Raw genomic sequence first — 12,980 nt, forward strand, 5'->3', positions numbered from 1 at the left:
CACCGCCCGGCAGTCCGGGAAGCCGGGTTCAGCCGCCGCGCCGCACCCGGGCCGCCCTGCGGGCCTCCGCGAGCTTGCGGGCCTCGCTGCTCTTGCGGGACGACCTGCCGCCGGAGCCGCTCTTCGCGTCCTTGGCGCTGCCCAGACCGCGGAACGGGACGTTGTGGTTCTTGGGGCGCGATACGGCCGGCCCTCCGTCGAGAGGCTCTCCGGAGGGGGCCCTGGCGCCGGTGATCCGGCTCAGCTCCGCCTCACCGGACCGCACTTTGGTGACCTTGGGGGCGACGTCGGCGTCCGCCATGACCTGGCTCGTCTCGCGGCGCTGTGCCGGCAGGACGAGTGTCACGACGGTGCCGGAGCGGCCGGCCCGGGCCGTGCGGCCCGCACGGTGCAGATAGTCCTTCGGGTCGGTGGCCGGGTCGACGTTGACCACGAGGTCGAGGTCGTCGACGTGCAGGCCGCGTGCGGCGACGTTCGTCGCCACCAGCGAGGTGACCTCCCCGTTCCTGAACCGCTCCAGGGTCCGGGTGCGCTGCGGCTGGGACTTCCCGCTGTGCAGGGCGGCGGCCGCCACGCCGCTGGCCCGCAGATGCCGCGTGAGCTGGTCGACACCGTGCCTGGTGTCCAGGAACAGCAGGACGCGGCCGTCCCGGGCGGCGATCTCCGTGGTCACGGCGTACCGGTCCGGGCCGTGCACGACGAAGACGTGGTGCTCGATCGCGGAGACCGCGCCGGACGAGGGGTCCACGGCGTGGACGGCGGGGTCGCGCAGGTAGCGTTGCACCAGCTGGTCGACGTCGCGGTCGAGGGTGGCGGAGAACAGCATCCGCTGCCCGTCGGGACGCACCTGGTCCAGGATCTCGGTGACCTGCGGCAGGAACCCCATGTCACACATCTGGTCGGCCTCGTCCAGGACCACGATGCGCACCCGTCCCAGTCGGCAGCCCTTGCGCTCGACGAGGTCGTGCAGCCGACCGGGCGTGGCGACGACGATCTCGGCGCCGTCCCGCAGCGCGGCGGTCTGCCGTCCGATGGACACTCCGCCCACCACGGTCGCGAGCCGCAGCCGCAGCGCCTCGGCGTACGGGGTGAGCGCCTCACCGACCTGCTGCGCCAGCTCCCTGGTGGGCAGCAGGACGAGCGCCAGCGGCTCTTTCGGCTGCGCGCGCCGCCCGGCCGTCCGGGCGAGCATCCCCAGGCCGAAGGCGAGCGTCTTGCCGGATCCCGTGCGGCCCCGGCCCAGGACGTCCCGTCCCGCGAGCGCGTTCGGCAGCGCCGCCGCCTGGATGGGAAAGGGCACGGTCACACCGTGGTCGTCGAGCACCCGCAGGATCTCGGCCGGCAGCCCCAGTCGCGCGAAGGACGTCACCGTGGGCAGCGCCGAAGTGACCCCCGACACCCCGGGCGCACAGTCCTGCCGCCGGGCATCGCCACGTACTGATTCGCTCACAGAAAGCCTTCCTCCGAAGGGACCGTACCGAGGAAGGCGCGGCGGGGGCGCGGTCACCAGCCAGGACACCGAACGGAGCACCGGCACAGCGACACTGCAAACAGTGAACGCTAGCACGGGGCGCGCCGCGGGCCTCCCCCGGCCGTGCCGCTCAGCCGAGGAACGACGGCGTGACCTGCCTGCGCGGATCGTCCCGACACGTCCGGACCACAACGCCCTCACCTGTGCAGACAGCCCTGCCCCGGACCTCGTGGACGCCATCCGGGCGGCCCGACACGGAAGCCGCTCTTCGTGATCAACGCGATGCCTCGCGCCGCCGTCCGAACTCCGAGTGAACCCGTTGAATCCGTCCCGGACCGAACGGCGTCCCTGTGGCACCGCTTCCGACGGGCGTGTCCGGCGCGCGCTCACCGTGCCGCCGGACCACCGGTACTCACCTCCACGAGGACTCAGTCGTCGTTTCTGGTGTTCTCGCTCGTCTCGCTCGGCAGGAACCTCTGGCGAGCCCAGAGGCTCAGCAGTGCCGTTCCGCCGGCCAACAGCGGTACCGGGTCCCGGGCGAGCGGAGCCAGCACATATCCCAGCGCCGTGACCGTGCAGACCGTCAGGGGAACGAACGCCGCCGCGCCCTCCATCCCCCACCGCAGCGCGGGCTGAGCGATGCCCAGGGCGCTCGCCCCGCCGGGCACCCAAGGGCCGACGGCGAGCACCAACAGTCCCGCGGTGGCGCAGGCGTCGGCCGGCTCACAGGACATCAGCCCGGGGTCGTGCGGGCCGACCGCCCACAGTCGCAGGGTGTCGCCGGCCAGTACGAGGGACAACCCGGCGATCGCGACCCACAAGGTGGCTCTCTGGTCGCTCCGTACGAGACGGCGCAGGGCGAACAGGAAACTCAGGAACACGACTTCCGCGGTCCACAGGACACCCACCAGTCCCGTCCCCAGCCGCCAGCCGTCACCGGCCCCCCGCAGCAGTACCCATCCCGTCATGAACACGGCCCCGGCGGTGACGACCCCGTCGAGCACGCGCCGCAGCAACACGTGCCGGCCCGCACCGGCGTCGGCCGCGACCACCAGACCGGCCATCCCCAGACCGACCGTCAGCGTCACTCCGGCGATCACCAGCGAACTCGGCAACGACCGCGCGTTCCCTCCCGAAGCCGGAGGCTGGACCGACAGCGCGACGACCGCTCCCCGGTACACACCTGCGGCCACCGCGGAACCTCCCAACAGCAGCAGACGCGTCCGCACCCGTCCGCTCGTTCCCCTCGCGCGGAGCATCAGGGAGGCCGCCAGCCCCCAGCAACCGGCGGACGGCCCGAAAGCCACCATCCGCGCCGCCCCGCCACCGGCGGCCCACGCCCCGCCGAACGTCAGCACTGTCCCCACGAGACATGCCACGCCGACCGAGCCCCAGGTCCGACGGCAGCGGCCCGCCCGGGGCCCGAGCGCACCCGGCGCCTTCCCCAACCCCGACATCAGGCGCGCCTTTCCACCGGTCTCCCGCCCGCAGGGCCTCCCCCACAGCCCTCCGGTTCCTTTCAGCAACCGTAAGGACCTGGGCACCGGCTCCGAACGGAACCGTCGGTTCATTCACTCGTACTGCGTACTCAACACACGGAGCACAGTCGTGCCCGTCACCTTCGACAGTCATCGGCCTCGACGCCGGTCCCGGTGGGCAGGTGACCGGCTTGCGCCGAACCGGGTTCCGCGGCCTGGAGCCGGCCGAGGGCGACACGTGCGCCGCGGAGACCTCCGCCCGGAACTTCCCCGACCGCCGGGGCGTCCAGAGCCGCGTAGCGGAGTACCTCCCATCGGGGACCACGAATCTCTGGCGCTCGCCCCCTCAGGGACGCAACCCCCGTCCTCGCTCGCCATGGCGCGTTGCGCGCCCCCGGCGCACAGCAGGTCACCGTGCAACGGACAGTTCGTACCCTGCCCTCCGCCGACTGCCCCGGCCCGCACTCCGAGCCTTAGGCTGGCCGCCCCTTTCGTCACGCCTCGGGGGAAGCGTTCATGGGAGACACCGCCGTACGTCCGGCTGCCCTGCTCGCCGCACGCGGGGAACGGCCGGCGCAAGTCGACACCGCCGCCCGCCGAGGGAGCGCGGTCAGCGCGGGACCGGCCGAACCGGGCCCCTCCCTGCCCCCGATACCCGGATGAGGAGGCCCCCCACGTGGTGGTGACCCGTGACCTGCTGCTGTCCCTTCTCCTCACCGGGCACGGCACGCCCCCGCCCGGCGGCGTCCCGCCGGAGGAACGCCCCCTGGCCGAGGCGGCGGCCGCGCTCGCCGCAGGCGAACCGAAACGTGCGCTGCGGGCCCTGGACTCCGGCGCGGGACCGGCCACCGCCACCTCGCGCACGGCCGTCCACGAGGTGACGGACGCGCTCCGCGTCGCCGCGCTCGCCCAGGACCTCAACTGGTTCCCGGGCGGCGGCGGGGCGGTGATGTCCCAGGAGGACATCGACCGCGCCGTCCGCCCGGTGCCCCGTCCGGTGGCCGACCCCGACGCCGCCCTCCTCGTCCTGATCGCCGCCCGAGTGATACCCGACATCCGGAGCGCCCGGGCCGTCGCCGACAGCTCCCGGACCGCCCAGGACGTCCTCCCGGCCCAAAGGGCGCTGGACCGGCTCACGGCGCGGGACGCCCGACTGGCCGCGCTCGCACCGCCGTCGGTACGCGCCCATCTGTGGATCGCGACGGCGGACGTGGCCCACCGTGCCGGGCTCGTGGACGAGACGGCGGCGGCCCTGACGACCGCCCGGTCCCTCGCGGGCACCGACCCGGCGGCCCTCGCCCGGCTGGAGACCCTCGAAGGGGACATGGCGCTGGAGCCCCGGTCCCGGCCCGAACTGCTGGGCCTGCGCCTGGACACGCCCCTTCCGGACACCGTCCGTCCGGATGCGGAGTCGGCGTGCGCCCGCTACGCCCGTGCCGATGCCCTGTTCACCCGGCTCGGCTCCGGCGGTGGGCGCGCCGCCATCGCACTGCGGCGGGCGCATCTGGCCCGTCGTGCCGACGACTCCACGACGTGTGCGGCGTTCCTGGACGCGGCCGGGCGCGCCGCGCGGGAGTCGGGTGCCGGAGCGCTCGCACGGCTCGTGGAGGCGCACCGGGCCGTCGACCGGATCGGCGGCGGCGAGGACGTCCCCGCCGACGCGCTCGACGCGCTGTCCCGCTGGTCCCGGACCGACGGGAGCGACAGCTTCGCCCGCGGTCTGGTCCGGTTGCTCGTCGTGCGCTCCCGCACCTGGCGGGACGAAGGCGCGGCCCTGCCCTCGCTGCGCTGCCTGCGTCTGGCGCGTCGGCTGTCCGTGTCGCTGGCCGCGCCGGCGGAACGTGATCTGGTCGAGCGGGCCCACGTCGAGCTCGCGGACCGGCTCAACGTCCGCCGGGCCGCGGCCGTGTTGCTCGCCGCCGACACCGCGGAGGCGATCGCCCGACTCGGCGGCGGGCCCGTCGACGCACTCGCCTTCGGGCGCGCCGCGAACCAGGCGATCTCCTTCGACAACGCCGTCCAGGCCCTGGGGGACCCGGATCTGGCCGTCGTCGACGCGGCGCGGCTCGGTGAGCTGTGCCGGCTGTCGGCGCGGGTCACCGACGTCTCACCGATGACCGCGCAGATCATCGCCATGGTGCGTACCGCCGCCCATGAAGCGGTCCAGATGCTCCCCTACCACGAGGGGCAGCGGGCGCTGGCCGCCGGGTACCGCGACGAGGCGCGCCGGCACTTCGCCCTGGCGCTCGCGACGGCCGAGCGGGAGGGAAACGACCTGTTGCGGTGCCTCCTGCTGTACCTGCTCGACCGCCGGGAGGAGGCCCACGAGGTCGCCCTCGGCCTGTTCCTCCGCGGTGCTCTCCCTCCCGACCACGCGGTTTCCCTGTTCCTCCGGCTGGCCGACCCGGCCACCGGGGAGCGGGCGCTGGCCGCGCTCGACCGGGACCGCAGGCCGGGCCCGCCGGACCGGCCGTGGGCGGACCCGGCCCGCCGGGCGGAACTCGCGATGGCACTGGGACGGCACCGCGAAGCGGCCCGGCTCTCCGGCACGGCCCTCGGCCTGTTCGAGCGGCACGCCGCCCAGCTGGTCCGTGACACGTTGCGCAGCGCGGCCACCGACCACGTCGACGTGGCCGGAATGTTCCACACGGCCGTCCGCGCCGGTCTCGCCCTGGCGTCGGAGGACGCGGACCGTGCCGCGCTCGCCGCCTCCTTCGAACTGTCCGACCGCTGCCGCGGTTTCGCGGTCGACACCCTGCGCTCCCTGAGCGGTCTGCCTCCCGGGCCCGCTCGGGACGCCGCGCTCGGCTGGCTCCGGGCGGGCTCCCGATGGGCGGCGACGTACGAGGAGTTGACGGGCGCGGTGCTCACCACGGAGCCCGTGGCCGGCCGCACCGGTTCCGCCCTGCGCCCGGAGGTGCTCGGTGCGGAGGACGCGCTGGACGCGGCGGAGTCCGAGGTGGCCCGCCACGCACCCGCGCTGCTCCTGCACCACCGGGGACGGGAGCGGGGCTCGCTGCTGGAGGAGGTGCGGGCGGCTCTGCCCTCCGACACGGCCCTGCTCATGTACCAGTCGTTCGACCGGGAGCTGATCGTCTGGTCCGTCGAGCGGAACCGGGTTCGTCATCGTCAACTCCCTGTCCGCGCACGGGATCTCGCTTGTGACGTACGCCGGTTCCACACCGCGTGCGCCACGGGCGGCGTGGACGGTGCGGGGGCGTCGGCCCTCGCGGAGCAGCTCCTCGGGCCCGTCGCCGACGCGGTCGACGCCGCCCGGCGGTTGTACGTCGTCCCTCACGGAGCCCTGTCCCTGCTGCCGTTCCACGTGTTGCCCCACCGCGGCCGGCCGCTCGGTGCGTCCCGGACGGTCTCGTACCTGCCGTCGGCCGCGCTGCTGCCCCTGACCGGGGCCGGAGGGCGGCCCCGGCCCGGCGCCCCGCCACTGCTCGTCGGCGACCCCGCGTACGCCCCGGACCGAGGGCTGGCCCGGCTGCCGGGCACGGGGACGGAGGTGGCCGCCGTCGCGCGCGTGCTCGGCGCGGGTCCTCCGTTGACGGGACCGGGGGCGACCGTGCGGAACGTGGCCGCCGGTGCGGCGGGCGCCTCGGTGCTCCACTTCGCGACACACGGCCTGGTGGACGAGCGCGGCCCCCACCTCGGCCGTGTGGCCCTGGCCGGTCACGACCAGCTGTTCGTCGGCGACTTGACGGGACTCGATCTGACCGGGTCTCTGGTGGTGCTGTCGGCATGCCACACCGGGCGCGGCACCGCCACGATCGGCGGTGACGTCGTGGGCCTGACCCGGGCGGCTGTGACGGCGGGCGCCCGGCACGTCGTCGTCTCGCTGTGGCCGGTGGACGACGAAGCGGGCTGCCTGACCATGGTCGCGCTGTACGAGCGGCTGGCCGAGGGCCGGGGGGTGGCCGAGGCCCTGGCCGCCGCCCAGTGCTGGGTGCGCGGTCTCGGCGCGGCAGGCCGGCACGCCGCCTACGAGGCCCTGCGGGCACAGGAGAACACCGCGGCGGCGGCACCCCGGGCGAGGGACGGCCAGGTGCCGCCCTTCGCACGGAAGGAGGACCCGGACGACCTGCCCTACCACTGGGCACCGTTCGTCCACGTCGGCGGCTGACGGGCGGGCCGACCGCCCCGGAGAGGACAAACATGCGCAAAAGGGCGTTGCTGATCGGCTGTCAGACCGGGGGCCTCACAGGAGTGCACGCCGACGTGGAACTCATGGGCGACGTGCTCGCCCCCTTCGGTTTCGAGACCACCCCGCTCACCGGTGAACGGGCGACGCGCCACGGCATCGAGGACGCGTACCGGAGGCTGATCGCCGACAGCCGGCCCGGGGACGCCGCCCTGGTCTACTACTCCGGGCACGGCGGCCGTGCCCGCAACCCGGCGCCGGCGGGCGACCCCTCCGTACCGGCCTGGCTCCCCTACCTGTGCCCCCAGGACCTCGGCGGCACAGGGTTCCGCGGCCTGCTGGCCGCCTCGCTGAGCCGGTACCAGGAGCAGCTGACCCGGCGGACGGCGAACGTCACGACCGTCCTCGACTGCTGCTTCTCGGGACGCATGGCCCGCGGGCGGTCCCTGCCCAAGGCACACCCACGGCCGGGCGAGACGCCCTGGGAGGAAGTGCGTGGCGCCTGGGAGGCGGAACGTGCCGTGTCCGGCGGGGTCGGTGCCCCCGCCGCGGACGCCAACCCCCTGGCCGTCCGGCTCGTGGCCTGCGCCCCGGACCAGAGCGCGTACGAGACCGACGTGCCCGGCCTCGGACGCCATGGGGTGCTCACGGCCTCGCTGGCCCGGCTGCTCCGTCGCCCGGGCAGCTCACGCCTGACCTGGCGTCAGCTGATCGGGCAACTGCGTCCCGCCGTCGCCCATCTCGAGCCGTTCCAGCGCCCGGACGTGGAGGGTCCGGCGGACCGCTTCCTGTTCGACGTGCGCGAGACGTCGGGCAGCGGCGTCCTGCCCGTACTGGCCGCGGGACACGGGGTGTTCATCGACGCCGCAGAGCTCTTCACGGTCGAGGAGGGTGACGTCTACGCCCTGGTGGGGCCCGGCGGAGAGGTCCGCGCACCGCTCGCGACGGCGGTGGTGGAGCGTGTCACCGGCGGCCTGGCCCGGCTGCGGCCGGTGGCCGGCGCCCCGGCGTTTCCTCCGCTGCCCGAGGGGACCGAGGCCCATCCCCTGCGGGTGTCCCTCGGGCGCAGGGCGGTCGCCGTCGTACCGGCGGGTCATCCGGACCGCGAACGCACGGCCCGGGCCCTCATGGACTCGGCGCCCGTACGGATCGTGCGGGCGGAGGAGCCCGTGATGGCCACCGTCGTCCTGTCCGAGGACGGCATCGGGCTGCTGGACGAGCTGGGCGAGCCCCTGCTGGACCGTCCCCGGGCCCGTACCGCGGAGGCACTCGAACTGACCGGCGCCGACCTGCGGCGTTTCGCGAGGGCCGCACAGGTGCGGGAGCTGGCCTCCGGCACGGGGCCGGCGGCGCTCGACGGCGGGCTCGACCTCGACTGCGCACGGCTCCTGCCCAACGGCTCCGAACGGCCGCTGGAGCGCTCCGGCGAGCATCTCTTCCGCGGCGACCAGGTGGTCGTCCGACTCCGCAACCGGGGAACGGCCCGTAGGTTCGTCTCCGTCTTCGACATCGGTCTGCGCGGCACGATCTCGTTGCTGACCACCAGCGAACGGTCCGGGGTCGGCGTCGGTCCCGGCGAGTGCTACGAGCTCTACCGGCACCCGCGGACGCACGAACTGGCCGGCGTCACCCTCTTCTGGCCGGACGGCCTGCCCGAGGGTTCCCCACGACCGGGCACCTTCCTGGCCGTCGTCACCGACCGCCCCCAGGATCTCTCCCGGCTGGCGCAGGAGGGCGTCAGGCACACGCCCGAGGCACGGGACTCGTCCCTGCAGCGTCTCCTGGGCGATCTGCTGAACGGTGTGCGCGACGGGCACGCCCCCGCGTGGGCCGACGGAGGGAACCAGGTGGTCCGGTACCGGGTGGAGCGGTTCGAGGCGTACCTCCACCCGGAGCGGCGCGCGGATCCGCGGTTCTGACCGCCTACCCGTCTCGGGTCTGTCAGGAGCTCTCAGTGAGGGAAGGTGCGGGGCGGCCGGGTCACCGTGGATTCGCGGAACTCGGCGATCCGGGAGTGGACTTGACGCATCAGATAAGTGTCCTCGATGCGGTCCAGGTAGAGGCACCGGGCAGCCAGGCCCGGCAGGTCGAAGGCGAAGTACAGGGACATCAGCGGGTTCACGAACAACTCGCTGCCCCGAGTGCGGTCGGTGAACCGGACGTCGCCGAACGAGCCGCGTACGGCTGCCGCGATCGAGCCGTTCACGATGCTGGGGCGCTCGGGGGTGTGGTGCTGGGCGTGCGCCACCGCGTCCAGGTACAGGGCGCCTTCGCGGGTGGCGCGTGGTATCGAGAACGCGCCGAGGTACGCGCCGTCGCGCTCCAGTGCGGCGATGTTCTCCAGGACCTGTACGTGGTTCACGCCGTGGTGGGCGTCCACGCCGAAACCGACCGACACCACGAGCCGGTTCGGTATGCCGTCCAGCGCGGCGAGCGCCGCCACGCTGGTCAGGTCCTCCTCCGGTGTGCCGAGGCCGGCTTCGTCACCGCGCAACAGGATGTCGGTGCCGCCGTCGACCAGCACCACGGCGTCGATGCCGTGCAGTTCGATCAGTGCCCGGTAAGCGGCGCGCAGCGGGCGTACGCCAATCTGCGGGAAGGCGTACACGGTGGGCGGGTAGCCGTGCCGGCGCAGCCACTGGGCGAGGGTCCGCTCCGGGAAGTAGCTCTGGTGCGGGGCGGAGTCAGGAGTGACGGCGGCGAGGTCGTCGGCGGCCCAGTTCTCGGCGGGAAGACCGGCGAGTGCGCTGAAGGAGAGGTTCGCGAGATACACCTCCTTCTCCTGGTGCAGGAGGGAGAGGGCCAACGGCAGGCCGGAGTAGATGTCGAAACCGCCGCCCGCGCCCGCGACGAGGATCCGTCGGGAATCGGCGAGCCGGGTGAAGAGCGGGTTGCTGTGGAGGGATGTCACGACGGTCATTGTCGTCCGGCGCCCCTCGGTCGTGCCGCACGGTGCGGGGCACAGGTGCGCGGAGGTGTCGCGGGAGTCCCGCGGCCCGGTGGCGGAAGGGCCGGACGGGGCCCGGGCACCTGCCGCGAACCGGCGGCAGGTCCTCGGACGACGGGCGCTGCCCCACATTCCGTGATGCACGCGGACCGGGCGTGCGATCATGCCGTCCCATGACCCCACGCGACCCGAAGGCCGGGATACGGGAGCTCCTCCACGAACTCTGCGTCGACCTCGGCTTCTGTCTCCCGCCCCACGAGCAGCGGCGTCTGCGGGAGGCACCGCCCGCCGACGCGGACGGCTTCACCGACGCCGTGTTCGCCGCCGAGGGAATGGACCCCGGCCATCACCCGCGACTGTGGCACCAGGTACGGGAGAGGGTCGACCGGCACCTGCACGGATGAGGAAACCCCGGGCGCCGGAGGAAGGGCCGCTGACCGGGCGCTCACGGTCACCGCACGCCGTCGCCCGGTGCCCCGGTGCGGACGGGCCGAGCCGACGAGGCCCCTGCCCGGACGGCTCTCCGGCCGGGCGGGGGCAGGTACTCGAAGGGGCTCCGTACGTCCTCGCGCGGCCACGAGTGCCGCGCGAGGAACGTCCTTTCAGTGCGAGGTCGGGGCCGGGTCCTGGGTGCTGAGCCGCAGTTCGGGTGTGGGACGGCGGAAGCCCTTGGTGATGACGGCGAGGTAGATGACGCCGATGGCGAGCCAGACGAGTCCCAGTTTGGTCGCGGTGGAGCCGAGCTGGGTGATCAGGTAGACGTCGACGGCCGCGCCGGCCAGGGGGAGGATCAGGAAACCGAGCAGTGCGGGGCGGCTTCCGGACCGCCACTGCCGTACGGCGTGGGCGATGACGCAGATGTTGACCAGGGTGAAGCCGAGGAACGCGCCGAAGTTGATGAACGAGGTGGCGTCGGCCAGGGACAGGCTCATCGCCGGCAGCGCGACCGCGGCCACGATCAGGATGTTCGGCACCGGGGTGAGCAGCTTGGCGTGGAGGCGTCCGAAGACGGGGCGGGGAAGGACGTTGTCACGGCCCATGACGAACATCAGGCGGCTGGTGCTGGCCTGGATGGCCACGCAGGAGGCGAAGCCGCCGAGCATGGTGATGGTGTTCGCCACGTCGGCGAAGCCCTGGCCGCCGACGAGGGTGGAGACGGCGTACCCGGCCGAGGACTCGTCGGCGAAGGTGCCCCCGGGATGGGCCCACTGCATCACGAACGAGAGCACCACGAAGATCACGCCTCCTGCCAGCACGGTGAGGACGATGCCGCGCGGGATGGTCCGCCGGGGATCCCGTGCCTCCTCGCTGAGGGTGCTGACGGCGTCGAAGCCGAGGAAGGCGTAGGCGGCGACGGCCGCGGCCGCGGTGATCGCCGAGATGCTGGTGGCGTCGTTCCAGAGCGCGTGTCCGGCCGCCGCGGTTCCACCATGGCCGAAGCCGTGGCGGACGCAGAGCACGGCCAGGACCAGCAGGCAGCCGGTGACGGCGATCAGCAGCGTCCTGTTGACCTTGTCGGCGACCTTGAGGCCGATGATGTTGACGACGGTGGCCGCCACGATGTTGATCACCAGCCAGAGCCACTGCGGTACCGACGGGTACTGCGCGTGCAGGTAGATCGACTGCACCAGGAAGGCCACCATGGGCAGGAACAGGTAGTCCAGGAGCATGGCCCAGCCGGCCAGGAAGCCGAACCGCGAGTCGAGCATGCGCCGCGCGTAGGTGTAGACGGACCCCGAGGACGGGACGATCCGGGCCATCTTGGCGTAGCTGAGGCCGGTCAGCAGCATCGCGCCGGTCGCGACGAGGTACGCGGTGGGGGCGGCGCCGTCGCTGGTCGCGGCGATGACGCCGAAGGTGGAGGTGACGACGGCCGGGGCCATGTAGGCGAGGCCGAACAGGACGATGGACAGGAGACCGAGGTTGCCTCTCATCCGGGTGGGCTGACCGGTCATGGTGTGCTCTCTGCGGGGACGGGGGCGGAGCCGGGGCGGGCGGTACGGCCGCTCCAGGTGGCGGGGTCGATGCGGCCCTGGTAGAGGGGCAGGGCGAGCGGGCTGTCGTCGGGCCGGAACTGCTGCCAGGGGCGGTTCAGGGCGGCGGTGCCGAACTGCCGGATGTTACTCACCTCGTCGAGGTCGATGACATCGGTGAGGGACGTGTCACCGTCGCCCGGAGCCTGCGAGCGGACCGTGCCGGAGGGGTCGACCAGCAGGCTGCGCCCGGTGCCCACGGGGGCGGCGCAGTTCACGCTGGCGGTGAAGACCTGGTTGACGATGGAGTTGGCCCGGGCGAGGACGATCTCCTGGGCCCGGTCGCTGGTTCCGGTCTCGACGAAGTTGAGCACCAGCTCCGCCCCCATCCACGCGAGGTGGCGGGTCGTCTCGGGGAACCACGCGTCGTAGCAGATCGACAGGCCGACACGGCCGACGCCGGGCATGTCGAAGACGGTGAACTCGGCGCCGGGGACCGTGGTCTCGTAGGGCCGCCAGGGGAAGATCTTGCGGTAGGTGGCGACGCGCTCGCCGCGCGGGGAGTACACCGCGGCGGTGTTGTGGACGCGGCCGTCGTCACCACGTTCGTAGACGCTGCCCGGGGCCAGCCACACCCCGAGGTCGGCGGCGATCCGCGCGAGCGCGGTGTCACGGGGGCCGTCCAGCGGTTCGGCGGTGGCCTCCGGCAGGTCCGCGGGGTTCAGCGGGGAGCCGCCCGGCGCGCCGCACAGGTGCAGCTCGGGGTAGACGACCAGCGGCTGCGCGGGCAGGCCCCGCGTGCGCCGGGCGACATCGGCGGCGAAGCCGTCCAGGTCGTCGGCGGGACGCCGGGCGGCCTGGGCCATCACAAGGGGAAGGGGACGCGACATGGAGCACCAGGTGTGTGAGTGGATTAATTAAACGAAATTTAGTTAATGAATCCGCCGGGGGTCAATGGGTGTGC

At 73.5% G+C, this 12,980-nt stretch carries 8 protein-coding genes; 3 read left to right on the plus strand and 5 right to left on the minus strand.

What is annotated here, in order from left to right:
• Window positions 1-28 precede the first annotated feature (28 nt).
• Window positions 29-1,399 (minus strand): DEAD/DEAH box helicase, encoded by a 1,371-nt coding sequence (locus KUM38_RS32700; RefSeq protein ID WP_308409117.1) that lies wholly within the window; start codon window positions 1,397-1,399, stop codon window positions 29-31.
• A 500-nt stretch (window positions 1,400-1,899) separates the two neighbouring features.
• Window positions 1,900-2,586 carry a hypothetical protein gene (locus tag KUM38_RS32705; RefSeq protein WP_254398100.1) on the minus strand — a complete coding sequence of 229 codons (687 nt, stop codon included), beginning with the start codon at window positions 2,584-2,586 and terminating at the stop codon, window positions 1,900-1,902.
• Window positions 2,587-3,625: 1,039 nt separating this feature from the next.
• Here KUM38_RS32705 and KUM38_RS43385 point away from each other — a divergent pair.
• Window positions 3,626-7,078: a CHAT domain-containing protein gene (locus tag KUM38_RS43385; RefSeq protein ID WP_217134860.1), complete on the plus strand. Its 3,453-nt coding sequence runs from the start codon at window positions 3,626-3,628 to the stop codon at window positions 7,076-7,078.
• Between the two features lie 32 nt (window positions 7,079-7,110).
• Entirely contained in the window at window positions 7,111-9,015 is a 1,905-nt protein-coding gene (locus tag KUM38_RS32715; protein ID WP_217134862.1) for a caspase family protein, read from the plus strand.
• A 32-nt stretch (window positions 9,016-9,047) separates the two neighbouring features.
• Here KUM38_RS32715 and KUM38_RS32720 read toward each other — a convergent pair whose 3' ends face one another.
• Window positions 9,048-10,016: a DUF1152 domain-containing protein gene (locus KUM38_RS32720; protein ID WP_217134864.1), complete on the minus strand. Its 969-nt coding sequence runs from the start codon at window positions 10,014-10,016 to the stop codon at window positions 9,048-9,050.
• Between the two features lie 200 nt (window positions 10,017-10,216).
• Here KUM38_RS32720 and KUM38_RS32725 point away from each other — a divergent pair, with 200 nt between their 5' ends.
• The gene (locus tag KUM38_RS32725; RefSeq protein ID WP_217134866.1) at window positions 10,217-10,447 is read left to right on the plus strand and encodes a hypothetical protein; all 231 of its coding nucleotides are present in this window, start codon (window positions 10,217-10,219) and stop codon (window positions 10,445-10,447) included.
• Between the two features lie 198 nt (window positions 10,448-10,645).
• Here KUM38_RS32725 and KUM38_RS32730 read toward each other — a convergent pair whose 3' ends face one another.
• A complete protein-coding gene (locus KUM38_RS32730) occupies window positions 10,646-11,998 on the minus strand; it encodes an APC family permease (protein WP_217134868.1) in 1,353 nt (450 codons plus the stop codon).
• Complete coding sequence (locus KUM38_RS32735; RefSeq protein WP_217134870.1) at window positions 11,995-12,906, minus strand: carbon-nitrogen hydrolase family protein; 912 nt, start codon at window positions 12,904-12,906, stop codon at window positions 11,995-11,997. The genes KUM38_RS32730 and KUM38_RS32735 overlap by 4 nt, the downstream gene beginning before the upstream one ends.
• Window positions 12,907-12,980: the final 74 nt, after the last annotated feature.

The sequence above is a fragment of the Streptomyces sp. AC558_RSS880 genome, from assembly GCF_019049255.1.
Taxonomy (GTDB): domain Bacteria; phylum Actinomycetota; class Actinomycetes; order Streptomycetales; family Streptomycetaceae; genus Streptomyces.

Excerpts from the sequence above, each read along its gene's own strand:
- KUM38_RS32735 (WP_217134870.1), bottom strand. The coding sequence starts at position 12,906 with ATGTCGCGTCCCCTTCCCCTTGTGATGGCCCAGGCCGCCCGGCGTCCC.
- KUM38_RS32730 (WP_217134868.1), bottom strand. The coding sequence starts at position 11,998 with ATGACCGGTCAGCCCACCCGGATGAGAGGCAACCTCGGTCTCCTGTCC.
- KUM38_RS32725 (WP_217134866.1), top strand. The coding sequence starts at position 10,217 with ATGACCCCACGCGACCCGAAGGCCGGGATACGGGAGCTCCTCCACGAA.
- KUM38_RS32720 (WP_217134864.1), bottom strand. The coding sequence starts at position 10,016 with ATGACCGTCGTGACATCCCTCCACAGCAACCCGCTCTTCACCCGGCTC.
- KUM38_RS32715 (WP_217134862.1), top strand. The coding sequence starts at position 7,111 with ATGCGCAAAAGGGCGTTGCTGATCGGCTGTCAGACCGGGGGCCTCACA.